The following is a 25452-nucleotide window of genomic DNA, read 5'->3' on the forward strand; positions in this document are numbered from 1 at the left end:
CTGTCGAAGGGACCGGAACCAGCGTCACGCCCCGAGGCTTCGACAAGCCCAGCCACCTGCCCCACCCAGGTCCCTGAGCCTGTCGAAGGGACCGGAACCCGCGTCACGCCCCGAGGCTTCGACAAGCTCAGCCACCTGCCCCACAAGAAGTGCGCGTCTGTGCGGGCGAGACGCGTTACGCGGGAGAAGACCTCGCCGCAGTCCACTCCGCGAACTGCGCGTCGGTGGCCAAGACGCGGTGCGTGTCCGACAACGTGTGTTCGCCGCCCTCCGCGTAGTCGATGCCCAACGCGACAGGGTCGTACGGCGTGGATGCCGTGCGGCGGCGCATCGCGCGCGGATCGGCCGACAGCACAGCCCGCAGCAGCGACTGCGTGTAGGGGTGCACAGCCGAGCCGAAGATCTCGGCGGTCGTACCCGTCTCGACGAGATAGCCCCGGTGCATGACGCCGATGCGATCGGAGATGTACTTCACCATCGCCAGATCGTGCGCGATGAAGAGGTAGGCGGTACCAAGCTCCTTCTGCAGCGCGCGCATGAGGTTCACGACCTGCGCCTGGATCGACACGTCGAGCGCCGAGACGCACTCGTCGGCGATCACGAGGTCGGGCTGCATGACCAGGGCCCGGGCGATACCGATGCGCTGACGCTGACCACCCGAGAACTGGTGCGGGTAGCGATCGGCGTACTCACGGGCGAGACCGACCTTCTCGAGGATCGCGTAGACCTTCTCGTCGCGCTCCGCCGTGGTGGCGTACCGGTGCTGGGTCATGAGGCCCTGAGCGACGATGTCGAAGACCTTCTTGCGCGGGTTCAGGCTCGACATGGGGTTCTGGAAGATCATCTGGATGCTCGAGCGCAGGTGCGAGCGTGACTTCGGGTCCAGCCTGCCGCTGATGCGGTCGCCCGAGAGGGTCACTTCTCCGCTCGTCGGGTCGAGCAGGCGGATGATCGAGCGCCCGATGGTGGACTTCCCGCTGCCCGACTCCCCCACGAGGCCGAACGTCTCACCGCGGTGGATGTCGAACGACACCCCGCCGATCGCCGTGACGGAGTGGTTTCGGCCGAGGCGGAAGATCTGGGTGAGGCCGCGGACGGACAGGAGGGTCTGCTCGGCGGTGGTCATCGGTTCGATCCTTCGTGCAGGGCCAGCACCGTGTCGATCTTGTGGCGAAGGGGTGCGGGCATGTCGACGTTCGGGGCGTCGGGGTGGGCGAGCCACGAGGCGACCTGGTGCCCCTCGCCGACGTCGAACAGCGGCGGCTCGCGTACGAGATCGATCTCGAGCGCGAACGGGTTGCGCGGCGCGAACGGATCGCCCTCGGGCAGGTTGGCCAGGCTGGCCGGGCTTCCGGGTATCGCGAAGAGCTCCGAGGCGTCGGTGGCGAGATCGGGCATGGCCGACAGCAGACCCCACGTGTACGGATGCCGCGGGTCGTAGAAGACCTGCTCGGCGCTCCCCTGCTCGATGATGCGGCCGGCGTACATGACGTTGACGTAGTCGGCGACGGTGGCCACGACGCCCAGGTCGTGTGTGATGAAGATCACCGACAGCCCGCGTTCGGCCTGCAGACGCGTGAGCAGTTCGAGGATGCGCAACTGGATGGTCACGTCGAGGGCGGTCGTCGGCTCGTCGCAGATGAGGATGTCGGGGTTACACGACAGCGCGATCGCGATGTTCACGCGCTGGCACATGCCGCCCGACAGCTGATGGGGATACTGCTTGAACCGCCGCTCGGGCTGATCGATTCCTACTTCCGCGAGCAGCTCGATGGCCCGGGCGCGCGCCGCGCGGCGATCGAGCCCGAAATGCTCCTGCATGCCCTCCATCACCTGCTTGCCGACCGTCATGGTGGGGTCGAGGCAGGTGAGCGCGTCTTGGAACACCATGGCGACGCGGCGCCCGCAGATCTCGCGGCGGATCTGCTTCTCGCTCATCTGCGCGATGTCGCGGGTCAGCGGGGTGCCGTCGTCGCCGTACCGGGTGATCTCGATGGAGCCCGCGGTGATGCGCTGGTTCGACGCCATGAGACCGAGAATGGCGCGGGCGGTCACCGACTTGCCGCTGCCGGACTCGCCCACGATGGCGACCACCTCGCCCTCGTACAGGTCGAAGCTCGCGCCGCGGATGGCTTTGATGGTGGTGTCGCCCTCGAACTCGATGGCGAGGTCGCGCACCGACAGCACGCGGCGGCGGGTACGGCCGTCTGCGGGGGTTTCGTTCGCGGTCACGGTCATCCTCTCCGGCTGATCAGACGGGGATCTGTCGCTTCTTTGAGCCCGTCGGCGACGAGCGTGAAGGCGACCATGAGCAAGCCCAGGACCACCACGGGGATGATCACGAGCGAGGGGTACGACAGGAACGACTTGTAGCCGATGCTGACGAGCGAGCCCAGCGACGCCATGGGGGCCTGCACACCTAGCCCGACGAACGACAAGTACGACTCGGTGAAGATGGCCGCGGGGATCGAGAACATGCTCATCGTGACGATGGGGCCGAGGATGTTGGGCAGGATCTCGACGAACACGATGTGGCCGTTGCGCGCCCCGAGTGTGCGCGAGGCGAGCACGTATTCCTCGCCCTTCTGCCGAAGCGCCTGGGCGCGCGCCACCCGGCTCATCGCGAGCCAGTTGCTCAACAGCAGCCCGAACACGATCGCGCCGATGCCGGGGCCGACCGCGACGACGAACAGCGTGACGATCACGAGCTGCGGGATGCCGGAGAGCACCTCCACCACGCGCTGCATGCCGCCGTCGATCCGGCCGCCGAAGTATCCGGAGACGAGTCCGTAGGTCATGCCGATCACGACGTCGATCGCGAAGGCGATCACCGCGACGAGGAGAGAGACACGGGTCCCGCTCCACACGCGTTCGAAGAGGTCACGACCGAGGTCGTCTGTGCCGAACAGGAAGGAGGTCCCCGCGGGCACGTTCGCCTTCGCGTATTGGTCGACTCCGTCACGGGTGCCGTTCAGGATGCCGAGGGCCTCCAGGCCCGGCACCTTCGGTGGCAGGAACCGGTAGGCGACGTTGGCGGTGTCGCCCGCCGTGGGGAAGAACGGCACCACGACGGCCAGCAGCACGATGACCGCCAGCACCCCGAGCCCCACCATCGCCGGCCAATTGCGGCGGAAGCGGCGCACGATGTCGTGCAGCCCTCCCCGACCGCTGCGGCCGGCCGCGATGACGGAGGTGGCGGGACGGTTCGCGTCGGAGACGAGACGGAGCCCCTCGGGCGCGACGCCCGGATCGAGCGCGGTGGTGGGCGCCACGCGGTCCGGTTGCACGTTCGGATCGGTCATCGCGTCTGTCCTGCCAATCGGATGCGGGGGTCGATGAGGCCGTAGAGCACGTCGACGGCGAGCATGACGATGATGTAGATCACGCTGTACACGAGGCTGATCGCGATGACGATGTTGTAGTCGACGTTCTGGATGGCCGTCAGCAGAAGCTGGCCGAGGCCGGGGGCGCCGAAGATCTGCTCGATCACGACCGATCCGGTGATGAGCCCGATCAGCAGCGGAGAGAGCACCGTGATGATCGAGACCATCGTGTTGCGCAGGGCGTGCCGCCCGATCACCTTCGCGGGGCTCAGTCCCTTGGCCTTCGCGAGCAGGATGTAGTCGCTGTCCAGGCAGTCGAGCATCTCGCTGCGCGCGTACCGTGCCGTGACGGCCATCACGTAGGCGGCGAGCGAAATGGTCGGCAGGATGCTCGAGACGAACGGATCGTCTTCGGAATAGCGGATCGGGAGCAGCTTCCACTCGAAGCCGACGAAGTACACCAGCAGCAGCGCGATGACGAACGAGGGGACGCTGAAGGCGATCACCGACACGAAAGTCGACAGGTTGTCGAACCAGCCGCGCTTCTTGATGGCCGAGACGATGCCGATGAGCAGGCCCAGCACGACGCCGAGCACGAGCGCCTGCAGACCGATGCGGATGGTCACGGGCAGCCGCGAACCGAGCATCTGCGAGACGGGGAAGTCGGGGATCAGGTTGTACGAGACCCCGAAGTCACCGCGGACCAGATTGAGCAGGTAGGTGCCGAGACGCAGCATGACGGGCTCGTCGAGTCCGTACTTCTGAGTGAGGAGCGCTCGCTGGACCTCGTCGAGCTTCTCGTTGTTGAAGGGCGACCCGGGGAGCAGCTGCAGCAGCGCGAACATCACGATCGCGATGGCGAGGATGGTGAAGACCGACGTCAGCAGCCGGGTCAGGACGAACTTGGTCACGGCGCCCCGTCCCACCCCGACGTCTCGCCGAGCAGGCTCGCCGCGTCGGCACTCTCCGCGTCGCGGGGGATGCCCTCCCACGACCGAGCGTGGAACTGCGTCAGGCCCACCCGCACGAGCGCGCGGCGGGCGAGCGAATCGATGATCTCGTCCACCGACTGCGGTCGGGTGTAGAAGGCGGGGACCGGGGGCGCGATGATCCCGCCTGCTCGGGCCACGGCATCCATCGCCGCGATGTGTCCGCGGTGCAGCGGTGACTCGCGCACCATGAGGAGAGTCGGAACACCCTCCTTGAGGCACACGTCGGCCGCACGGGTGACGAGATTGTCGGCCAGACCGTAGGCGATGCCGCTCAGCGTCTTGACGGTGCAGGGTGCCACGATCATCGCGGTGGTCGGGGTCGACCCCGAGGCGATGGAGGCACCGATGTGCGAGGCGCGGTGCGCCACGTCGGCGAGCGCTTCGACCTCCTTCTGGCTGAGGCCGCACTCCTGCTGCAGCGTCATCGCACCGGCCTTGGAGATGACGACGTCGCTGCGCAGACCCGGGTCCATGCGGAGCAACTCGAGGATGCGAACGCCGATGCCTACGCCGGAAGCGCCGGTGATCGCCACGATCACACGCCCGGGGGGCTCCTGTCGGGTGCGGTTCATGAGAGTCCTTCCTGATCCAGGGTGATCACCGATCGCGCCAGGGCGTGCACGCCCACGACGATGTCGTCGAGCTCGGTGAACTCTTCGGGGCAGTGGCTGCGCCCGTCGCGAGAGGGGATGAAGATCATGCCGATGGGACCGAGCTTGGCCATCTGCACGCCGTCGTGACCGGCGCCGCTGTAGAGGTGGGCGGCGGGGTGGCCGAGGGCGGAGACCGATCGCTCGATCGCCGACGACAGGCGGGGGTCGACCGCGGTGGGGCGCTCCCAGGGCAACCAGGTGACCTCGTGGGTCAGGCCGCGTTTCTCAGCCTCCTTCGCGGCGATTTCGGCGATCTGATCGCGCGCGAGGCTGAACCATCCGAGGTCGGGGCTGCGGAACTCCGCCGTCAGCAGGGCCGCCTCGGTCACGACGCTCGTCGCGTCGGGGGTGAAGGTGACGGAGCCGACCGTGCCGACGGCCTGATCGGCGCTGCCGGCGATCTGCTCGACCGCCAGCACGACGCCGGCGGCGGCGCAGCCGGCGTCGTGGCGCAGAGACATCGGCATCGTGCCGGCATGGTCGCGGCGACCGGTGAAGAGCGTGCGGAAGCGGGAGATTCCGGCGATGGAGGTGACGATGCCGAGCGGCAGACCCGCGCGTTCGAGGACGGGCCCCTGCTCGATGTGCAGCTCGAGGAAGCCGAGCACCTCGTCATCGCCCCACCGAGTGCCGCTCAGGGGGTCGTCGTAACCGGCCGCGGCGAGCGCAGCACCGAGTGTGCGCCCGGTCTCGTCGGTGGCGGAGAGGTGGGTCGTCGTCAGCGACCCGGCCAGCGCGCGGCTGCCCAGGCACGACAGCTCGAAGCGGTTGGCCTCTTCGTTGTAGAAGTCGACGACGCGAAGGTCGTGGGAGAGGCGGATGCCGCTCTCCCTCAGCATCCGCGCGACCTCGATGGCACCGAGCACACCGACGATGCCGTCGTAGCGGCCTCCGCCGTCGACGGTGTCGGTGTGACTGCCGATGACGATCGCGCGGCGATCCGAACCGGTGCCGGAGAGGGTGCCGATGACGTTGCCGATGTTGTCGACGCGCACGTCGAGGCCGGCGGCGCGCATCAGCGCAGCGACATGGTGACGCGAGTCGGTCTCCACCTCGCTCAGGGCCACTCTGCTCCACCCCGGACGGGAGGTGTCGACGAGGCGGGAGATCTCCTCCAGGTCGGCGCTCAGGCGCGCGGCGTCGGGCAGACCGATGTCGGTCTTCATGCGCGAATCCTCTCCCCGTCGTCCACGAGCGCGCTGTGAACGACGATCGCCGGGCGAAGACGGTCCGCCCATCCTTCCTCGACCAGGAGGTCGCGCATCGCGCGGACCACGTTCGCGGGCGGCACGGCCAGTTCGGGGCCGACCGCACGGTCGCCGGGGGTGACCGTGGCATCCATCCCGACCTTGGTCACCATGCCGTCGCGCTGCATCGGCACGTTGCGGTCGGTGGCGACACCGTCGACGAGCACGAGGTCGCGGTCCCAGCGCATGCGGCTGGTCCTCGCCCAGTGCACATGCTCCTCGTCCCAGACGTCGACGTCGGCGTCGACGACCGTCACCTGCTTGACCATGCTGACGGCCGCGAAAGCGCCGAAGATGACGCGCTTCGCTCCGCCGGGGCGGGCATTCGCGATCGAGACGACGACATCGACCCGGCCCCCGCCGGAGTGGGTCACCGCGACGTCGACGATGTCGCATCCGATGTTGCGGAGTGCGTGGCGGATGCCGGCGGCGATGGGGAGAGCGGCGATGTAGCTGTGCTCCGATGACAGGCCGGGGAGGATGACGTGGACGCTGGGGTCGCTGCGGCGCGTGACGGCGGTGACTTCGAACGTGAAGCCGTCACCGTAGTCCTCGTACATGCCGTGGTACTCGTTGACGAGCCCCTCGTGCACGGGGCGGTCGGCGTGAATCAGCCCCTCGATGACGATCTCCGCTTCTGCCGGCACCAGCACCTCGCTCGTGAGCGCTCGCGCCACGCGCACCGGCTCGCCCAGGAGAGCTGCGGCGTGCTCGAGTTCGTCGTCGCCGAGACCCAGGTAGCAGCATGCGGCGAGCTGGATGGCGGGGTGTGCTCCCAGGACGACGGCCACGGGAAGCCCCCCGACTGCACCGGCCGAGCGCGCCATCGCCGTGAGGTGGTGGTTGGGGGCGATGCCGACGAACCCGGTGGTCTCGTCGAGCGGCTTGATGCGGGCGTAGGAGGCGTTGCGGTGACCGGTGACCGGGTCGTGCGCCACGATCATGCCCGCCGTGATGTAGCCGCCCGAGTCCTTCTCGAAGAACGTCGGGGTCACGACCTCCGCCCAGACGGAGGCCGCAGGAAGTGCCACGGCCTGCACGGGTGCGTCGGCGACGATCTCGACGGGCTGACGATCGGCCACCGCATCGGCGAGGCGGGGCAGCAGGTCGGCCACGTCGGCGCCGATCGCGTGCGCGAGACGCTCGCGCGAGTTGAGCACGTTGCCCACGACCGGGTAGGGGGATCCGTCGACGGTGTTCATGCGCACGGCAGGGCCGCGGTCGAGAAGGGCGAGCACGCCGGCGAGCTCGAATCGCGCACCCACGGAGCCGGCGACCTCGATCAGTTCGCCCGCGCGGGCGAGGTCGCCGAGGTAGGTGCGCATCGACTGGTCGGCCATCAGCGCCCTCGTCCGATGAAGACGCCGTCGCCGGGTTCGGCGATGAGGCCCGCGGCATCCGTGTAGGCCTCTTCACCGCGCACGATCGTGGAGTGGATGAGGCCGGGGAAGCTCATTCCGGAATAGGGGCTCCAGGTGGCGGTCGAGTACATCCTCATCTCGTCGATCTCGGTCGTGCCGGCCGGGTCGATGACGACGAAATCCGCGTCGAGCCCGACCGCGATCGCCCCCTTGCGGTGGTCGATGCCGAACACGCGGGCCGGGTTGGTGGCGAGGACCGCGGCCGTGCGCAGCAGGGACAGACGCCCCTCGAAGTAGCCGGCGCCCACGACGATCGGAACGAGCGTCTGCACTCCCGGAGCTCCCGAAGCGTTGTCGAAGATCTCCGGGAAGCCCTTCTTCGCCACGGGCCACGGCGCGTGGTCGCTGGTGACCATGTCGATGCGGCCATCGGCGAGCGCCGCCCACATTCCCGCGGCGTGGTCCGCGGTGCGCAGCGGGGGGTTGATCTTGCCGAAGGGACCGAGCCGGTCCATGTCGTCCTCGGTGAGCACGAGGTAGTGGGGGCAGGTCTCGAGCGTCGCGTCGAGGCCGTGCGCGGCCTTCTCGGTGACGAGCGTCACCGTGTCCGGAAGGCTCGCGTGGAAGATGTGGAAACGCACGTCGGCCGCAGCGGCGACCTCGAGGCCGAGAGCAACCGAGCTGGTCTCCGAGACGGGCGGACGGGTGCGGTTGTGATCGAGCGGCGCCGTGCGTCCGGCGGCTTTCGCCGCGGCGACGAGCGCCGAGATGATCTCTCCGTCCTCCGCGTGCACGCCTACGCGCACCCCGCGGGCGGCCATCACGGTGAAGGCCTCGAGGAGTTCGTCGGACGGGATTCGGGGGAACCGCACCGGGTCGGTCTCGAAGAGCGAGACCTTGAATCCGCTGACGCCTTCGTCGATCATGCCGTCGATGTCGCGTACGCCATCGCGGGGTCGGACGGTGCCGTGCAGCGCGACGTCGACGCGCGCCTCGGCCTGGATGCGTTCGCGCTTACCGGCGACCGCGGCAGCGGTGTTGATGGGGTTGCCCGCGTCGTAGGGCATGTCGATGATCGTCGTCACACCGCCCGCCGCAGCGGCGGCCGTGGCGCCGTCGAAGGTCTCGGTCGGCTCGGAGAACGCGTGCACGTGGGCATCGACCGCCCCGGGCAGCACCAGCAGGCCGGGGCCGCCCAGCACGCGCGTCGTCCCCGCCACGGCCGCCGCAGCGGCGTCGCCCTCGAGCACGGCCGAGATGCGGCCGTCCTCGATGACGACGGCGCCGTCGTCGATCACGCGATCCGGAGTGACGATGCGCCCGCGAACGACACCCGACCCGCCGGTGCCGCGGGTCACCGAACGCCTCCGACGACCTCTTCGACGCGATCGAGCACGGAGCCGAGCACGACCATCGCCTGGGCGTTGACCATCTGCTCCGACTGGTAGATGTCCTCTCGCGTCATCGGCACGATCTCACGCACGGCGTCGTAGGCCGCCTGGCTGCCGACACCGAGACGACGACCGTCGAGGTGCGGGGCGCCGAGGTCGATGCCCTGCGTGGCGAGGATGAACTCGATGCCGAGGATGATCTGCGTGTTCTTGATGATGCTGCGCGCCTTGCGGGAGGAGAACGTGCACATCGACACGTGGTCCTCCTGGTTGGCCTTGGTGGGGATCGAATCGACCACCGAGGGGAAGCACAGCACCTTGTTCTCGGAGGCGATGGCCGCTGCGGCGCAGTGCACGATCGAGAAGCCGGTGTTCAGACCGAGCTGTCCGCCCACGAGGTTCAGCGGCAGACCGTAGCTGAGGTTCGGGTCGGTCAGACGGAAGGAACGGCGCTCCGAGATCGCGCCGATCTCGGCGACGGCGATCGCGATGAGGTCGGCCGCGACCCCGATGGGCTCTCCGTGGAAGTTGCCGCCGGAGAGCACGTCGTAGCCGCCCTTGCCGTCGCTGAGGACCAGCGGGTTGTCGGTCGCGGCGTTGGCCTCGCGCACCAGGAGGGTTTCGGCGAACAGCAGCGACTCGCGCGTGGTGCCGTGCACCTGCGGGGCGCAGCGCAGAGAGTACGCGTCCTGGACGCGGCGCTTGTATCCGCCGGGACGCTGCTCGTCGGGGAGCTGGATCTCGCGGGCCTCTTCGACGGTGCGCTCGCTGCCCTGCGTCAGAGCGCGCACGTTCGCCGCGACCGACACCTGACCGGGGGCGTTGCGCGCCGTGTGGATGCGCTCGTCGAAGGCGTCGAGCTCGCCGCGTACGGCCTCAAGCGAGAGGGCGAGGGCGACGTCCGCCTGACGGGTGAGGCTCCATGCATCTGTGAGCGCGAGGCACGCGGTGGCGAGCGAGATGGTCGAGCCGTTGATGAGCGCGAGGACATCCTTCTGCTTCAGCTCGAAGTCCAGCGACAGACCGGCAGCGGTCAGCGCCTCGACCGCCGGCATCCGGACGCCTCGGTGGTAGGCCTCGGCCTTCTCGTGACCGACCATGACGCTCACGAGGTGCGCGAGGGGGGCGAGGTCGCCCGAAGCTCCCACCGAGCCCTGCCCGGGGATGACGGGGAGCACGTCGGCGTTGAGCATTTCGATGAGGCGGTCGATGCACTCGATGCGCACTCCCGACATGCCCTTGGCGATCGCGTTGGCGCGGAGCAGAAGCAGGGCGCGCGTCTCGTCGAGCGGGAGGGGCTCACCCACGCCGGCCGAGTGGGAGTTGATGACGAGTCGCTGGAAGCGCGCCTGGTCCTCGGCCGGCACGCGGACGTCCATGAGGCGTCCGAGGCCGGTGTTGATGCCGTAGATCGCGGGCGCGTCCTCGGCGAGGAAGTTCGCCTCGACGTAAGCGCGAGCCTCGTTCGTCACTCGACGGGCCTCATCGGTGAGCACCACGGTTGGGAACGAGCCGTCGGGCAGTCCACGCGCCACGAGGGCGATGGTGGCGATGTCGAGGGAGAATCCGTCGATGTCGACGGTCGTGGTCGCGGCCAGGGTGGGCGCCGCCAATTCAGTCATCGTGCCTCTTTCGTCGTTCCGGATCGGGTCGCGGAGCGTTCGGTATCAATGAGTCAATCCTGCACAAACAAACCAACATCGACAATCAAACCGAACAAGATTCAAAACATGGCGTCGCGGACGGAGTGGACCGCTGCACCGCCACAGACTCGCCGGTCGTCACCGAATATCGTTCGGCCTTTCTCAGCGGCATCCGCGACCTTTTCCCGAACATCGTTCGGCGTGAACGCCGAACCGCCCCGACGCGCGTGGGGAACGCGTCGGGGCGGTGGGCCTGCCAGTGATCAGGCGGTATGGATGGCGCGAGGATCGTTGAACGTCTGGGCGCGTCCGGTGAACTCCGTCTCGAGGTCGAGCAGCTCCTGCGCGGCGAAGAACGCCATGCCGCTGTGCCCCGGGTACTCGTCGGGCATCATCTCGTTCGAGTAGGTGTTGCCCATCTCGGCGAGGTTGGCGCGGCCCGCCTCGAGCATCCCGGCCATGGCGGCCTTCATCGTGAAGTGCATCGTGATGAGGTCGTACCCGAGCTCGGACAACTGCGCGAACGACATCTGCTCGAGTCCGCGCTTGGCGTTGATGTCGGCGAACATCTTCGGCCCGGGTACCCGACGCGCCACCTCTGCGGCGTCCGCCAGTGTCGTGACGTTGACCACGACGGTGGCGTGAGCACCCAGCTCGACGCAGTCGATCATGCGCTGGATGCCCTCCTCGAGGTTCGCGCTGCCGTAGTTGCTGCGGGCGATCACCATGCAGTCGGTCCCCTCGACGGCCTTCACCGCTGCGCGGACCTTCGCGTAGTACTCCTCGCGCGGGATCATGTGATCGATCGAGACGTCTCGGGCGTAACCGGGCTCGAACTCGTCCTCCATGAGGACCGCCATCGCCCCGGCCTTCGCCATCCGCCGGCAGGTCTCGTAGACCTGCAGGGGGCTGGAGCCGAAGCCGTCCTCGATGTCGACCGCGAGAGGAAGAGGAGACATGTCCACGATCCGCTCGACGGCCCACAGCAGTTCTTCGAGCGACAGCAGCCCGAGGTCGGGGATGCCCTTCATCGACATCGACACCTCCGAACCACTGAGGAGCATCGCCTCGAAGCCCGCCAACTCGACCGCACGGGCCGAGGAGCAGTCGAACACGCACGGCGCCAGGACGCTGCCCGCCTCCATCACTTCACGGAGGGTCTTCTTCGCCGTCATCTCGTCTCTTCCTCTCGACAGTCGGTCATCGTGTCAGTTGTCCTTCGTCACGATGCGGTAGTTCCACGTCAGGCTGACGTTTCGCACGTCCATGTTGTGCACCTTCGGGTTGATCAGCATCGCGATGCCGTTCTGCACCGTCGGGAAGACCGCCACGTCGCCGAGCAGGATGTCCTCCGCGTCGTGCAGGCTGTCCCAGCGCTCCTGCGGCTGGCTGAGCATCTCGGGCGTGCGCGCCGCGGCGATGATGGCGTCGTACTGCGGGTTGGAGTACTTTCCGAAGTCGCGCTGCGAGCTCGACGACAGCAGCTCGAGGAACGCCATCGGGTCCTTGTAGTCGGGGCCCCAGCGGAACAGGTACAGGTCGAAGTCGCCGGCCAGCGCCTGCTCGTTCGCCGTCGCCTTGGGCTGGCTCGTGAGCTCGATCTCGAGACCGGGGAGGTTGGCCTCCCACTGCGATGCGATGTACTCGGCCTGTGCGATGGACGACTCGTCATCCCAGTACGACAGACGCAGCGTCACCGAATCGGTGCCGAGGGCGGCGAGCCCCTTCTCCCACGACTTCTTGGCGGAGTCGACGTCGTAGGCGAGGTAGGTGTCGCCCGTGTCGCGGAACTGCTTGCCGTCAGGACCGACCGCGAGGTTCTTGCCGACGAAGTAGTCCGCCGGTTCGGCACCGTTCTTGAGAACGTCGTTCGCCAGCGCGGACTTGTCGTACGAGGTCGCGAGCGCCGTGCGGATGTCCTTGTTGGCCAGCGCCGGGTTCTGCATGTTCGGGTACATGTACCACATGTGCACTTCGAGCGCGGTGGTGAGCTCGGGCGAATCCGCGTAACGGTCGATGAGGCTTCCCGAGATCTCGGTGAAGTCGAGGTCACCGCTCTCCTGGAGCAGCGCAGCCGTCTGCGAGTCCTTCACGACCTGCCACTTGATCTCGTCGATGTTCGTGTCGGCGGCGTTCCAGTAATCCGGGTTCTTCTTCGCGGAGAAGTTGTTCGCGAAGTCCCAGGAATCCCAGACGAAGGGACCGTTGTAGATCGTGGTCTCGGGCGTCTGGCCGTACTTGTCGCCGACCTGGTCGAGATACTTCTCGTTGACCGGCAGGAAAGCAGGGCGAACGAGCAGGGCCTGGAAGTACGGCACGTCCGCAGCCAATTCGACCTGGAGGGTCTTGTCGTCGACGGCCTTCACGCCGAGCTGGGTGTAGTCCATGCCCTGGTTGACGATCTCGTTGGCGTTCTTGATGCCTGCGGCGACCGCCTCGTTGCTGTTCGGCGCAGCCGTGGCGGGGTTCACGAGACGCTTCCACGAGAACTCGAAGTCGGCGGCGGTGACCGGGTCGCCGTTGCTCCACTTCGCGTCGCGCAGGTGGAAGGTGTACGTCAGGCCGTCGTCGGACTTGTCGAAGCTCTCCGCCATCAGCGGTTCGAGCTCGTGGTTCTCGTCGAGCGAGTAGAGACCGTCGAAGACGGCGGTGAGGACTTCGTTCGACATGCCGTCGTTGACCTTGTGAGGGTCGACAGCCTGAAGGGGAAGAAGTTTGCCCACGGTGAGCACGTGGGCGGAGCCGCCGGATGCCGTGGGGTCGGTGCCGCCGTCACTGCAGCCGGCGAGAAGGCCGAGCGCGGCGGTCAGAGCGACCGCGGCGGTGAAGACCTTGGAGAACCTTTTCATTGCTGGTGGTGCCCTCTCTGGAATGGACGCTGGGGGTGCGTCCTGGGAATGGGGGCGGCGCGCTCTCGAGGGGACCAGCGCATCGCATTCGGGTATTGAGGCAAAAGTCTGCACGCTAAGGCGTTTGAGAACAATATATCTGTATCATGTTCTGCAGTTGCCGCTCCTGAGCGCCTGACAGCACGAGAACACAGCGAAAGGTCGCCCCTTGCCGAACATAATTAGGCCCGTCCGGCTCGACGAGATCGACCGCGCGATCGTCGCGGTGCTCATCCAAGACGGCCGGATCCCCAACAAAGAGCTTGCCGATCGGGTGGGGTTGGCCCCGTCGTCGTGCCTTGCCCGCGTGCGGAGCCTGATCGAGAACGGCGTCATCTCGGGCTTCCACGCGGAGGTCGACCCTCGGCGCATCGGTCAGGGCCTGCGAGCGATCCTGCGCGTCCAGCTCAAGGAGCACTCGCGCGCCGAGAACGCGCGATTCGCCGAGGCGATGGCGAAGCTGCCCCAGGTGGTGAACCTGTGGCTGGTCGCCGGCGAAGACGATTACCTCATCGAGGTGGTGGCCGAAACGACCGACGATCTGAGCGACTTCGTGCTCGACTGCGTCACGAGCGATCCCGTCGTGGCTGACACGTACACGACGCTCGTCTTCTCCCGACGTCGGGGGATGGGACCGATGCCGCTCGAACCGGCCGCCGCGACGAGATGAGCGCGACGAGCCTCGAACGCATCGATCGACTCCTCGCCGGCGAGGTGCTCATCGACACGCACAACGACCTGATGTGCGGACTACGCCGGTACCGCGGATACGCCGTTGACGGCTTCGATGGCGATCGTTCCGAGTTCCACACCGACATTCCGCGGCTGCGGCGCGGAGGGGTGTCGGCGCAGGTGTGGTCGGTGTTCGTCTCAGGCCGTCAATCCGAGGCCGAGGCGACCGTCGGCACCCTCGAGCAGATCGACGCCGCCTATCGGTTCGCTGCCGCGTACCCCGACGACATCGAGATCGTCTCGAGCGCGGCCGAGGCCGAACGCTGCATCGCCGCCGGTCGCATCGCCTCGTTCCTCGGGATCGAAGGGGGGCATTCGATCGCGATGTCGCTGGGTGTGCTGCGCATGTTCGCCCGGTTGGGAGTGCGGACGATGACCTTGACGCACAACTCCTCCCTCGAGTGGGCGGATGCCGCGACTGACGCGCCGCGCGCGGAGGGACTGACTGCCGACGGGCGCGCGATCGTCGCCGAGATGAACCGCCTCGGCGTGGTGGTGGACCTCTCGCACACGTCGGAACGCACGCAGTTGGCAGCGCTCGACGCATCGAGGGCGCCGGTGATGTTCTCGCATTCGGGCGTCGCTTCCGTCGCCGCACACCCGCGGAACGTCTCGGATGACGTCCTGCGTCGGCTCGCCGCCGGCGGAGGGGTTCTGCAGGTCGCCTTCGTGGCGCAGTTCGTCTCGCGGGGGTTCGCCGACTGGTCTGCCGAAGCGGAGGCTGCGCGCCGCGATGTCGGTCTGACCTCGTCGATGCCGTGGCCCCGGGCCCCTCGTCCGGCCGAGTCGGCGGCCGATGCCCGCGCCGCCAATGCGGCGGACTTCCCGCGGGCGGGTGCCACGGCACAGCGGGCATTCGACCGGTGGCTCGAAAAGAACCCCGCCCCCGTCGTCCGTGTCGCCGATGTCGCAGACCACGTCGAGGCCGCCCGCGACCTGATGGGCGTGGCGCACGTGGGGCTCGGCAGCGACTTCGACGGGGTCAGCGACCTGCCCTCGGGGCTCGACGACGTCTCCGCCTACCCCCGCCTCTTCGCCGAGCTCGCGGAGCGCGGCTGGAGCGACGACGATCTGCTCGCCCTGGCCGGCCGCAACACGATGCGCGTGCTGCGCGACACCGAGGACGTGGCCGCCCGGGCGCGACGGGACCTCGAGCCCAGCGAAGGTCTCTGAGCCCGCCGAAGGGACGACTCAGCCCCTCTGCACACAGGTCCCTGAGCCCGTCGAAGGCTCGGGACCCGCATGACGCCCGGCCTCCCAGGTCCCTGAGCCTGTCGAAGGGACCGGGACCCGCATCACGCCCCGCACCCCAGGTCCCTGAGCCTGTCGAAGGGCCCGGGACCCGCATCACGCCCGGCCACCCAGGTCCCTGAGCCTGTCGAAGGGACCGGGACCCGCATCACGCCCCGCACCCAGGTCCCTGAGCCTGTCGAAGGGACCGGGACCCCGCGGTCAGTCCAAGAAGATGTCGGGGTACATCGCTTCGTCGGGGGTGCCCGGCACCGCCGCGTACCCCGAGAAGTCCGTCACTCCGGCGGCCTGCAGCACGTCTTCGACGATCAGCGTCTGCCCGGTCCGCTCGCGCGCGGGCGCGATGAGCACCTCGTACGCGGCATCCGCATAGATCTCCGGCGTGCGCGAGACGGCCATGAGCCGGTCGCCGCCGATGACGTTCTGCACGGCGGCGGTCGCGATGGTCGTGCGCGGCCAGAGCGCGTTGGCGGCGATGCCGGCCTCGGCGAACTCGGCCGCGAGCCCGAGCGTGGCCATCGTCATGCCGAACTTGGCGAGGCTGTAGCCGGTGTGTGCGCCGAGCCACTTCGGCGTGACGTTCAGCGGCGGCGAGAGCGACAGGATGTGCGGGTTCGCGGCATCCTTCAGCTGCGGTACCGCGGCGCGCGAGAGCAGGAACGTGCCGCGCACGTTGACGTCCTGCATGAGGTCGTACTTCTTGGTCGCGAGTTCGAGCGAACCCGACAGGTCGATGACGCTGGCGTTGTTGACGACGATGTCGATACCGCCGAACTCGCCGACCGTGCGCATCACGGCCTCGGTGATCGAGGCTTCGTCGCGCACGTCGCCGACGATCGGCAGCGCCCGACCGCCCGCCGCGCGGATCTCCTCCGCAGCGGTGTGCACGGTGCCCGGCAGCTTCGGATGCGGGGTGTCGGTCTTCGCGAGCATGGCGATGTTCGCGCCGTCGCGGGCCGCGCGCAACGCGATCGCGAGGCCGATGCCGCGGCTTCCGCCCGACATGAGGATGGTCTTTCCCGCAAGTGGGCCCACGCCGCCGGAGGCTCCGGGCGCCGCGCCAGCGGTGGCTGGAGGGGTGGTGGGGATCACGAGCGGTGTCCTTTCGCGGAGGCGGCGGCGAACGCGGCGACCCGCGCTTTCGCCTCGGGGGTCTCGAAGGCGGCGCCGATGGTGGCTGCTTCGTCGTCGAGGTTCTCGGCGAACGTGCGACCCGCGCCCACGCGCACGAGACGGGTCGCCTGCCCGAACGCGGCGCTGGCGCCGTCGAGCCAGAAGCGGGCGATCTCGTTCACGCGCGACACCAGATCTGCGGATGCCACGACCTCGGCCACCAGACCCCAGTCCAGGGCCTCCGCGGCGGTGAGCATACGGTCCTGCAACAGCAACTGCAGCGCGCGGCGCTGGCCGATCGCGGCGGGCAGCAGCGTCGAGACGCCCAGATCGGGGGTGAGGCCGATGTTCGCGTACCTGCTGACGAAGCGGGCGTTCTCGCTCGCGACGACGTAGTCGGCCGTGAGCATGAGCCCGAGCCCTCCGCCCGCGACCGCTCCCTGCACGGCGGCGACCATCGGCAGGGGCGCTTCGGCGAAGGTGCGGATGCCGTCGTGAATCGCGTGCGCGGTTTCGGTGACGTCGGAGCCGGAGGCGCCCGTGGTGGCCATCGCGACGACGTCGCCGCCCGCGCAGAACGCGGGCCCGTTGGCATCCAGGATCACCGCTCCCACCGACGCATCGGTCGTGACCTCGTGCGCGACGTCGCGCCAGCGGCGCGCCATGGGGAAGTCCATCGCGTTGAGAGAGGCGGGCCGATCGAAGGTGACGCGCGCCAGTCCGTCTTCGATGTGCAGCTGAATGCCGTCGGTCATTTCGGTGCCATTCTGATCGCGCCGTCGAGGCGGATGGTCTCACCGTTGAGGTAGCCGTTGTCGACGATCGCGAGCACGAGGCGCGCGTATTCGTCGGGGGCGCCGAGGCGCGAGGGGTAGGGCACCTGCTGGCCGAGCGAGTCCTGCGCCGCCTGCGGAAGGCCCTTGAGCATCGGCGTCTCCATGATGCCGGGGGCGATGGTGACGACGCGGATGCCGTGGCGGGCGAGCTCGCGCGCCACGGGGAGCGTCATCGCGTGCACGCCGCCCTTGCTCGCGGAGTACGCGGGCTGACCGATCTGCCCGTCGAAGGCCGCGACGCTCGCGGTGTTCACGATGACCCCGCGGTCACCGCCCTCGGCGGGGTCGGTCTTCGCCATGACGGCGGAGGTCTGGGCGATGACGTTGTAGGTGCCGATGAGGTTGACGCGCACGACGCGTTCGAAGTCGGCGAGCGACGAGGGGTTTCCGTCGCGGTCGAGCACCTTCGCGGGCGGCGCGATGCCGGCGCAGTTCACGACCACCCGCAGGGGCCCCGCGTCGGCGGCGAGGGCGGCGGCCGCGGCCATCTGCTCGGCATCCGTCACGTCGGCGGCGGCGAACGATCCGCCCAGGTCCTCGGCGATCGAGGCCCCCGACGACGAGGGCAGATCGACGATCGTGACGCGGGTTCCCGCGGCGGCCAATCGTCGCGCCGTGGCCAGGCCCAGGCCCGAGGCGCCGCCGGTGACGAGGGCGGAGGCTCCTTCGATGTCCATGCGTTCTCCTTCGAAAGCTGAAACCGAGTTCCACCCTAGCCGGAACTCAGGACCGCGAAACGCCCCGGCCCCATCGCCCCCGCCGCGTACGTCCGGGACGCGTGCGGATCGCCGCGGTGGCGGCCCCGTCGGCGAGGAGGATGGTCTGCTCGGGCGCCCAGCCGTAGGCGTCGCGCAGGCGCGCACCGAGGGCTTCGACCGGGTCGGCGACGGTCAGTTCGGCCCCCCGCGGCACGTCGGCGGCGTGCGGGTCGAGGTCGTGGGCCGCCGCGCGCAGGTCGACCACGAGGTCGCGCATGCGTTCGGGGCCATAGGCGGCGGATGCCAGGTCCCAGTCGCCCACGACGACCGCCACCCCCGCGGGGCACACCTCGGGCCGCACCTCGGCGCGCGGGCCGGCCCACAGGCGGACGACCGCGACGCCCATCGCCACCACGGCGACGGCCCCGAGGATGGTCGCGGGGCCGAACGAGAAGGCGGTGAGGTACAGGGGGGACTCCCATCCGGCGGCGAGCGCCACCCCGACGCGCGCGAGGCAGTAGAGCGCGTACACCGCGTTGGCGAAGGCGATGATGCGCAGCGGACCGAAGGGCTCGACGCGCGAGTGGCTCGCCACCCACGCGCAGGCGGCGCAGGCGGCGGCGAGGGCCACCGCCTTCACCGCCAGCGAGGCGGGCAGGGGGACCGTGGCGGTGACCACGGCCACGATCAGTGCGAGCACGAGGGCGAACGTCGACGCTCGGCGCACCCGGCGTCCGTCGAGTGCACTCACGGCCACGAGCATGAGGGCCGGGGCGAGCACCATGGCGACGTCTCCGAGCACGAGGGTCAGCAGACCGCCGCCCGCACCGTAGATGAAGTACATCGCGCTCGAGCCGACGGCGGTGACCCCGGCCACCGCCGCGTACCGCAGGAACAGCGTCACCCGACCGGGGGTTCCCAGACGCGGGAAGGCCACGAAGCCGACCGCGGTCGCGACCGCGACGCTCACCGCGAGTAGAGCGAACGACAGACCCATGACACCCCCGTCATCATTCTGCCCCCGTCGCGGGCGAACCCCGCAGCGCGGGGCAGGTTCGCGCAGGCGAGTGCGCACCGATCGTCGCGCGTCGGGCCGGCGCGGACCACCGGCCCTAGGCTCGTCGGGTGAGCGAGCCCGGGTTCCGTATCGAGAAGGTCGCCGTCGATGATCCCCGCGCGGTCGCCCTGCGGCGCGTGCTCGATGCCGATCTCGACGAGCGTTACCGCGACGCCGACGCCGACGACACCCCCGAGGTCGCCGCCAAGCGCGAGGCCGCTCTCGCGGTGCACCCCGAAGACGTGGTGGCGACGCTGCTCGCGATCGACGCCGACGACACTCCTCTGGGGCACGTGATCCTGAGACGCCTGGGCGAGGAGTGGGAGCTCAAGCGCCTCATCGTCACCGCCGGCGCCCGCCGCCGAGGGGTCGGCACCGCCCTGACCGAGACGGTCGTCGACCTCGCCCGTCGCGCGGGCGCGCGCCGCGTCATCCTGCAGAGCGGGCGCATGCAGCCCGAGTCGCTGCGCATGTACGCCGCCGCGGGCTTCACCCCGATCCCGGTCTACGAGCCCTACATCGAGACGATGCCGCGCTCGTTGTGCTTCGAGTACGTGTTCTGAGTCGTCGGTAGCCCCGCCGCCGACGCTCACGTCCCCACGACGCGGAACGCGCCCGTCGCCACCGCGGCGGCGAGCGCCAGAGCTCCCAGCGCGAGGGATCCCGCAAGGGCGGCGCCGTCGCGGCCGGACAGCGTCGACGGCCGCGCCCAGGTGCGCTCGACGTCGGCGCCGAACCCGCGCGCCTCCATCGCGGTGGCGAGCTTCGTGCCGCGGCGCACGGCGAACACGAGCAGCACGAACGCCATCGAGAAGAACCGACGGAGCGCCCCGCGGTCGCCGAGCCCCCGCGCTCGGCGGGCGAGGGTCATCGTGCGCCAGTCGTCGACGAACAGCCCCGCGGTGCGCGCCCCGGCGAGCACGCCGAGCACGAACCGGCTCGGCAGCTTGGCCACCTGGGCGAGGGCGTCGGCGAGCGCGGTGGGATCGGTGCGGGCGAACAGCAGGATCATCGGTAGCGCGAGCGCGAGCACGCGCAGCAGCACGGCGATCGCGAGCACGATCGAGTCGTCGCTGATCGTGGCGAGCAGGAACGAGCCGTAGACGGTGCCGCCGGGGCGGGCGTACAGCAGCATGCTCACCGCCGCGACGGGGGCGAACACCAGCACGGGCAGCATCCGCTTGAGCACCGTCGTCAACGGCAGTCCCGTGAGCGGCACGCACAGCAGCTCGAGCATCAGGGCCGTCGCGGCGCTCACCGCGTCAATCGAGACCAGCAACGGCGCGGCGAGCACCACCACGATCGCGACCTTCGTCACGGGGTTCACGCCGTCGAGCCACGCCGTGCGCGCGGGGGCCTCGACCACGACGCTCACGCGGCCTCCCCCAGGCGGATGCGGTGCTGCCCGAGATGGCGCACCACGTCGGCGTCGTGCGTGACGGCGACCACCGCGCGCCCGCGTGCGATCTCGCGTTGCAGCAGGGCGACGAGCTCGGTCCAGCCGCGACGGTCCTGACCGAAGGTCGGCTCGTCGAGCACGATCACTTCGGGCGAGGCGGCGAGCACCGTCGCCACCGATAGGCGCCTCTTCTGGCCGCCCGACAGGGTGAACGGGTTGGCGAGGGCGAGGGGGGCAAGGTCGAGTCGCTCGAGCAGTTCGTCGACGATCTGCTCGACCTGAGCCGCCGGCATCCGGAGCGCTCTCGGCCCCACGGCGAGCTCGTCGCGCAGCGTCGACGCCAGGAACTGGTGCTCGGGCTCCTGGAACACCGTGCCGATGCGCGTGAGCAGTTCGGTGGAGCGCCAGCGGGACGGGCGCCGGATGCCGCGGGCCGCGAGCCCCGCCGCGGCGGTCACCTCTCCGCGGACTTCGGGCAGGAGCCCCGCGAGGGTGAGCGCGAGCGTCGACTTGCCCGCGCCGTTCGGGCCCGTCACGACGGTGCCCGCGCCGGTGGGGACGATCAGGTTGAGGTCGGACGCGACGACGGTGCCCTTCTCGCGCCCGATGGCCAACGTCTCGGCCGTCAGCACGGCATCCGGATTCGACGAGGGAGCGGCGACCGGAAGCTCCACCGGGCGACCCGGGACCCACACTCCGGCGGCGGCGAGCGCGTCGCCATATTCCGCGAACACGCGATCGGGCGGGCCGTCGGCGATCAGCCCCCCGCCCGGCGCCAGCACCACGACCCGCGTCATGAGGTCGGCCCACACGGCGGTGCGGTGCTCTATCAGCACGAGCGTCGTGCCCTCGCGCGCGATGACGCCCTCGACGGCCGCGCGCACGTCGTCGACGCCGTCGGGGTCGAGGTTGGCGGTCGGCTCGTCGAGCAGCAGCAGTCCGGGGTGCATCGCGAGCACACCCGCGAGCGCGAGGCGCTGTTTCTGCCCGCCCGACAGCGCCTTCGTCGGGCGGTCGAGGGGCACGGTCAGACCGACGGAGGCCAGAGCGTGCGCCACCCGGTGGGGGATGTCGGATGCCGGCACCCCGAGGTTCTCGCACCCGAAGGCCACGTCGTCGCCCACCTTCGACAGCACGATCCCCGCCTCGGGGTCCTGCAGGACCAGGCCGATGCGTCCGCGTTGCCCCTCGGGCGCCCCGCCGTCGACGAGGATGCGCCCGGTCTGCTCCCCCTCGTCACTGCCTCCGAGCAGGCCCGCGAGACCGGCGAGCAGGGTCGACTTGCCCGCACCCGAGGCGCCGAGCAGCAGCACCCGCTCGCCGGGCTCGATGACGAGGTCGATCTCGCGCGTGGCGGGGAGCTTGCGACCGGCGTAGCGCCAGCCCCAGCCTTCGACGTCGACGCGCGCGGGATGCGGCATCAGACGTCGCGGCGGCGTTCCCGCCCGGCGGCGAAGCGGCTCAGCGCACCGGTGGCCGCCAGTGCACGCACGAGCAGCCAGCCGACCAGACCGGCCAGCAGCGCACCCGAAACCACGAGGGTGCCGAGGTAGATGAGGTTGAACTCGACGGTCTTGGCGATATTCGGCGACGACCCGACGAACAGCTCGTTCAGCCACGCGCCGACGCCCGCGCCGACTCCGGCGAGCATGGCGACCGGCAGGGTGAATCGCAGGTAGAGGAAGGCGAGGAAGATCAGCTCGGCGCCGAGGCCCTGAGCCAGGCCCGACACGATCGTGAGCGGACCCCACACGTTGCCGATGAGGGCCGAGACGACGGCGGCCACGAGCTCGACCAGCAGAGCCGCGCCGGGCTTGCGGATGATCAGCCCGCCGACGACGCCGCCGATCAGCCAGATACCGACCGCGAGGCCCCCGAGACCGGGAGTGACGCCGTCCATGGCGACGAACCAGAGGCCGCCGACAGTGTTCCAGGCCCAGAACACCAGGCCGATCGCGACGCCGAGCACGGCGGCGACGACGATGTCGACGACACGCCACCGCAAGCGGTCCGAGGCGACGACCGTCGAGCGGTTCGCGGGGGCAGACGTGGACGTGTGCATTTCTCTCCTCCCTGCGCCGGCATGATCCGGATCAGGTTCGACGGTCGAAGCGTGGATTCGCTTCCTCTCAGCCCGGCTCACCGGACTCCCGTGGGTTGTGGTGACGAGTATAGGGGCACGCCCGGGGTAGCGTGGGCGGGTGAGCGAGCAGATCCCGGAGTCGCGATGCGCGCCGCGGAACCCGGACGAGCCGCTCGCCGCTCCGGCGGAGTCGGAGCAGACTTCGGATGCCGCTTCCCCGGCCGATCCGCGGGCTGCAGGCGCCGTCGAGGCCGAGGCGTCCGAGGCCGGGGCTCCCGTTACCGCGAGTGCCGCCGACGCCGAGGCACCCCGGACCGGCGCTGCCGCCGTCGCACCGGCCGCCGAGGGCGCCGAAGCCGAGGCGTCCCCAGCCACAACCACGCAGCCGTCACCGGCGGACGCGACGACCCCGCCGCCGACGACCGACGCCTCGCCCGCGTCGACCGCCGCCGCGGCATCCGGAACCTCCACCGTCATCGGAGCGCTCGCGTGGGTCGACCCCCACCAGGCAGCCGCTCCGCGCCCCGCCCCGACCTTCGTCGTCTCCGGATCGACCCTTCGCGCGGGCGATCTGCTGGCCGGAGGGCGCCGGCGCCGCCTGCGTCCAGCCACCGTCGTTCCGCCGATCCTCCTGCTCATGCTGGTCGCGGCATACGTCGCCGCGACCCTGCTCTGGCCGTTGAACGCCGTGGCTCCGACCGTGCGCACCGTCGCCGCGCAGCCGACCGCCGCGCCCACGGCGAACCCCGCGTGGCCGGCGCAGGGCGAAGCGGCGATCGCGCTCGACGGCATGCCCGAGACGCTCTCGACTCCCGCGAACGCCCCCGAGTCGATCGCGAGCATCACGAAGGTCGTCACCGCCCTCGTCGTGCTCGACAAGCTGCCGCTGGCGCCGGGCGAGCAGGGTGGCACGTACGCCTTCACGCAGGCCGACAGCGCCGACTACTGGCAGTACCGGGCGCGCGGCGAATCGTCGCTCGACGTGCCCGTCGACGGCACGCTCACCCAGTTGCAGATGCTGCAGGGCATGCTCATCGCCTCCGCGAACAACTACGCGCAGCGCCTGTCGAACGACCTCTTCGGATCGGATGCCGCCTTCGCCGCCGCCGCGGGAGAGTACCTCGCCCAGCGCGGCATCGACGGCATCACGATCGTCAACCCGACCGGGATCGAGGCGGGCAACACCGCGACGCCCGCCGCCCTCATCGCCCTCGCCGAGCGCGCTCTCGCCAACCCCGTGATCGCCGAGATCGTGCGCACGCCCGAGCTGACGCTGCCGGGGGCGGGCACGTTCCGCAACGGCAACTCCCTGCTCGAGGATCCCGGCGTGATCGGTGTGAAGACCGGCACCCTCGACGCCTGGAACCTGCTGACGGCGAAAGACATCACCGTCGGCGGCACCACGGTGCGCGCCTACGCCGCCGTGCTCGGCCAGCCCGGGCCCGACAGCCGCAACCAGGCCAGCCGTGATCTGTTCGCACGCATCGAGCAGGAGCTGCAGCCGAGCCCCTCGCTCACGGCCGGCACGGTCGTCGGCAAGGTCGAGTCGCTGTGGGCCCCCGACGTCGACGTGGTCACCGCCACCGACGCGACCGTCGTGCTCTGGAACGGCGCCGAGGCCAAGACCTCGACCTCGTTCGACCTCGGCGACGCCCGTGAACCCGGAGAGACCGTGGGCTCGCTCACGGCGACGGGTCCCGTCGACGCGGACACCGTCGACGTCGAACTCGCCGGCGAGCTCGACCCGCCGAGCCCGTGGTGGCGGCTCACACACCCCCTCGACCTGTTCGGACTGAACGAATGAAGCTCTCGCTCGACGCGTCGTCGTCGGTCCCGCCGTTCGAGCAGGTGCGGGCCCGGATCATCGCGCAGATCGACGACGGCACGCTCGTCGCGGGAACCCGTCTGCCTCCGGTGCGGACCCTCGCGGGCGAGCTCGACCTCGCCGCCAACACCGTCGCTCGCGCCTACAAAGAACTCGAAGAGGCGGGCTACGTCGAGACCCGCGGCCGCGCGGGAACGTTCGTGAAGGGCGCGGATGCCGCCGCCGCCCGAGGGGCCGCTGCCGCGCGGACCTTTGCCGAGACGGCGCGACGCCTGGGCCTGTCCAGTGCCGAGGCGATCGATCTCGTGCGGGCCGCTCTGCGCGAAGACTGAGGAGCGGTGACGCGGCTCACGGCGGTTTTCGGACGGCTCCGGATGCCGCGGCGGACTTCACCCGCGAGATCACCCGCTTGCCTCTGACCTGGGCTTTTCCGTCTCACGCTCACGGATTGCGTCCCCAATGCCCCTGGATCCACCGAAAGTGGGCCGGATGCGGCGCGATACCCCGGACTCAATGTCGGAGGTCGTCGCTAGCATGCGAACATGTCATCGGAGGCCTCGTCGACACCCGCAGGGAACGGCCCGCGCGGCCTGTCCGCGGTGCTCGCCGAGGTCCGCTCCACGGGCGCTGTGCTGGCCGCCGCGGAGGTCGCCCGCACCCGGGCTCTCGCTGAGGCCGGGCACCTCGCCCTCGACGTCCTCGCCGACCAGCGCGCGCCCGCCCGCGCCGCGCAACTGGCCCTGAGGGAGGTCGCATCCGAGCTCGCCGCGGCCGAGAACCTCTCCGACCGGTCGGTGCAGCGGCAGATGTGTCAGGCGATGACCCTCGTCGACGACTACCCCACCACCCTCGCCGCGTGGGAGGCGGGGGCTCTCACCCGCGCCCACGCCCACGTCATCGCCGACATCGGCTCAGCCCTCCCGCCCGAGAAGAAGGCCGAATTCGACCTTCTCGCCGTCG

Annotated in this window: 23 protein-coding genes, 1 pseudogene and 1 riboswitch; of the genes and pseudogenes, 6 read left to right on the top strand and 18 right to left on the bottom strand. The window is 69.8% G+C overall.

The annotated features are described in order from the left end of the window. Positions 1-175: 175 nt before the first annotated feature. The 11 genes from LPW41_RS15395 to LPW41_RS15445 form a co-directional block, all read right to left on the bottom strand. Complete coding sequence (locus LPW41_RS15395) at positions 176-1126, bottom strand: ABC transporter ATP-binding protein (RefSeq protein WP_154097706.1); 951 nt, start codon at positions 1124-1126, stop codon at positions 176-178. After that, positions 1123-2232 (bottom strand): ABC transporter ATP-binding protein, encoded by a 1110-nt coding sequence (locus LPW41_RS15400; RefSeq protein ID WP_230705332.1) that lies wholly within the window; start codon positions 2230-2232, stop codon positions 1123-1125. The genes LPW41_RS15395 and LPW41_RS15400 overlap by 4 nt, the downstream gene beginning before the upstream one ends. Positions 2233-2234: 2 nt before the next feature. Further along, positions 2235-3302: an ABC transporter permease gene (locus tag LPW41_RS15405; RefSeq protein ID WP_144834378.1), complete on the bottom strand. Its 1068-nt coding sequence runs from the start codon at positions 3300-3302 to the stop codon at positions 2235-2237. After that, the gene (locus LPW41_RS15410) at positions 3299-4234 is read right to left on the bottom strand and encodes an ABC transporter permease (protein WP_144834376.1); all 936 of its coding nucleotides are present in this window, start codon (positions 4232-4234) and stop codon (positions 3299-3301) included. The genes LPW41_RS15405 and LPW41_RS15410 overlap by 4 nt, the downstream gene beginning before the upstream one ends. Continuing rightward, positions 4231-4887, bottom strand: coding sequence for a UbiX family flavin prenyltransferase (locus LPW41_RS15415; RefSeq protein WP_144834374.1), 657 nt, complete (start codon positions 4885-4887; stop codon positions 4231-4233). The genes LPW41_RS15410 and LPW41_RS15415 overlap by 4 nt, the downstream gene beginning before the upstream one ends. Continuing rightward, on the bottom strand, positions 4884-6134 hold the full coding sequence (locus tag LPW41_RS15420; RefSeq protein ID WP_186325555.1) for a M20 family metallo-hydrolase: 1251 nt from the start codon (positions 6132-6134) through the stop codon (positions 4884-4886). The genes LPW41_RS15415 and LPW41_RS15420 overlap by 4 nt, the downstream gene beginning before the upstream one ends. After that, the gene (locus tag LPW41_RS15425) at positions 6131-7555 is read right to left on the bottom strand and encodes a UbiD family decarboxylase (RefSeq protein ID WP_154097709.1); all 1425 of its coding nucleotides are present in this window, start codon (positions 7553-7555) and stop codon (positions 6131-6133) included. Before LPW41_RS15425 ends, LPW41_RS15420 begins: the two co-directional genes overlap by 4 nt. Further along, positions 7555-8934: a dihydroorotase family protein gene (locus tag LPW41_RS15430; RefSeq protein ID WP_230705333.1), complete on the bottom strand. Its 1380-nt coding sequence runs from the start codon at positions 8932-8934 to the stop codon at positions 7555-7557. The genes LPW41_RS15425 and LPW41_RS15430 overlap by 1 nt, the downstream gene beginning before the upstream one ends. Beyond that, positions 8931-10589 (bottom strand): histidine ammonia-lyase, encoded by a 1659-nt coding sequence (gene hutH / locus LPW41_RS15435; RefSeq protein WP_154097711.1) that lies wholly within the window; start codon positions 10587-10589, stop codon positions 8931-8933. The genes LPW41_RS15430 and hutH overlap by 4 nt, the downstream gene beginning before the upstream one ends. 284 nt (positions 10590-10873) lie before the next feature. Then, complete coding sequence (locus LPW41_RS15440) at positions 10874-11785, bottom strand: oxaloacetate decarboxylase (RefSeq protein WP_144834365.1); 912 nt, start codon at positions 11783-11785, stop codon at positions 10874-10876. A gap of 33 nt (positions 11786-11818) precedes the next feature. After that, positions 11819-13459, bottom strand: coding sequence for a peptide ABC transporter substrate-binding protein (locus LPW41_RS15445; RefSeq protein WP_230705334.1), 1641 nt, complete (start codon positions 13457-13459; stop codon positions 11819-11821). 208 nt (positions 13460-13667) lie between these two features. Here LPW41_RS15445 and LPW41_RS15450 point away from each other — a divergent pair, with 208 nt between their 5' ends. Both LPW41_RS15450 and LPW41_RS15455 read left to right on the top strand, forming a co-directional pair. Then, on the top strand, positions 13668-14168 hold the full coding sequence (locus tag LPW41_RS15450; RefSeq protein WP_144834362.1) for an Lrp/AsnC family transcriptional regulator: 501 nt from the start codon (positions 13668-13670) through the stop codon (positions 14166-14168). Further along, positions 14165-15403, top strand: a complete 1239-nt coding sequence (locus tag LPW41_RS15455) for a dipeptidase (protein WP_144834360.1) — start codon at positions 14165-14167, stop codon at positions 15401-15403. Before LPW41_RS15450 ends, LPW41_RS15455 begins: the two co-directional genes overlap by 4 nt. Positions 15404-15682: 279 nt before the next feature. On the opposite strand, the gene LPW41_RS15460 is transcribed toward LPW41_RS15455, so the two are convergent. The 4 genes from LPW41_RS15460 to LPW41_RS15475 are packed head-to-tail and all read right to left on the bottom strand — an operon-like array spanning position 15683 to position 19125. Then, positions 15683-16516 (bottom strand): NAD(P)-dependent oxidoreductase, encoded by an 834-nt coding sequence (locus LPW41_RS15460; RefSeq protein ID WP_144834696.1) that lies wholly within the window; start codon positions 16514-16516, stop codon positions 15683-15685. A 53-nt stretch (positions 16517-16569) separates the two neighbouring features. After that, on the bottom strand, positions 16570-17349 hold the full coding sequence (locus tag LPW41_RS15465; protein WP_144834359.1) for an enoyl-CoA hydratase/isomerase family protein: 780 nt from the start codon (positions 17347-17349) through the stop codon (positions 16570-16572). Then, a complete protein-coding gene (locus LPW41_RS15470) occupies positions 17346-18107 on the bottom strand; it encodes an SDR family NAD(P)-dependent oxidoreductase (protein ID WP_144834357.1) in 762 nt (253 codons plus the stop codon). The genes LPW41_RS15465 and LPW41_RS15470 overlap by 4 nt, the downstream gene beginning before the upstream one ends. Positions 18108-18153: 46 nt before the next feature. Next, positions 18154-19125, bottom strand: coding sequence for a hypothetical protein (locus LPW41_RS15475; protein WP_154097716.1), 972 nt, complete (start codon positions 19123-19125; stop codon positions 18154-18156). A 128-nt stretch (positions 19126-19253) separates the two neighbouring features. Here LPW41_RS15475 and LPW41_RS15480 point away from each other — a divergent pair, with 128 nt between their 5' ends. Beyond that, on the top strand, positions 19254-19748 hold the full coding sequence (locus LPW41_RS15480) for a GNAT family N-acetyltransferase (protein ID WP_230705335.1): 495 nt from the start codon (positions 19254-19256) through the stop codon (positions 19746-19748). A 26-nt stretch (positions 19749-19774) separates the two neighbouring features. On the opposite strand, the gene LPW41_RS15485 is transcribed toward LPW41_RS15480, so the two are convergent. The 3 genes from LPW41_RS15485 to LPW41_RS15495 all read right to left on the bottom strand — a co-directional run bounded on the left by LPW41_RS15485 (position 19775) and on the right by LPW41_RS15495 (position 22646). Then, the gene (locus LPW41_RS15485) at positions 19775-20560 is read right to left on the bottom strand and encodes an energy-coupling factor transporter transmembrane protein EcfT (RefSeq protein WP_230705336.1); all 786 of its coding nucleotides are present in this window, start codon (positions 20558-20560) and stop codon (positions 19775-19777) included. After that, on the bottom strand, positions 20557-22005 hold the full coding sequence (locus tag LPW41_RS15490; RefSeq protein ID WP_230705337.1) for an ABC transporter ATP-binding protein: 1449 nt from the start codon (positions 22003-22005) through the stop codon (positions 20557-20559). The genes LPW41_RS15485 and LPW41_RS15490 overlap by 4 nt, the downstream gene beginning before the upstream one ends. Beyond that, entirely contained in the window at positions 22005-22646 is a 642-nt protein-coding gene (locus tag LPW41_RS15495; RefSeq protein ID WP_144834347.1) for an ECF transporter S component, read from the bottom strand. Before LPW41_RS15495 ends, LPW41_RS15490 begins: the two co-directional genes overlap by 1 nt. After that, a riboswitch (TPP riboswitch) is annotated at positions 22638-22748 on the bottom strand. (Overlaps the previous gene by 9 nt.) Positions 22749-22785: 37 nt before the next feature. Here LPW41_RS15495 and LPW41_RS17130 point away from each other — a divergent pair. From LPW41_RS17130 to LPW41_RS15510, 3 genes and pseudogenes are all read left to right on the top strand, one after another. Beyond that, a complete protein-coding gene (locus tag LPW41_RS17130; RefSeq protein WP_230705338.1) occupies positions 22786-24471 on the top strand; it encodes a D-alanyl-D-alanine carboxypeptidase family protein in 1686 nt (561 codons plus the stop codon). Beyond that, on the top strand, positions 24468-24824 hold the full coding sequence (locus LPW41_RS15505) for a GntR family transcriptional regulator (RefSeq protein WP_144834343.1): 357 nt from the start codon (positions 24468-24470) through the stop codon (positions 24822-24824). The genes LPW41_RS17130 and LPW41_RS15505 overlap by 4 nt, the downstream gene beginning before the upstream one ends. Before the next feature lie 210 nt (positions 24825-25034). Beyond that, a pseudogene (locus LPW41_RS15510) lies at positions 25035-25452 on the top strand (DUF222 domain-containing protein); the annotation flags it as partial.

It is taken from the genome of Microbacterium sp. JC 701 (assembly GCF_021026215.1).
Classification (GTDB): domain Bacteria; phylum Actinomycetota; class Actinomycetes; order Actinomycetales; family Microbacteriaceae; genus Microbacterium; species Microbacterium algihabitans.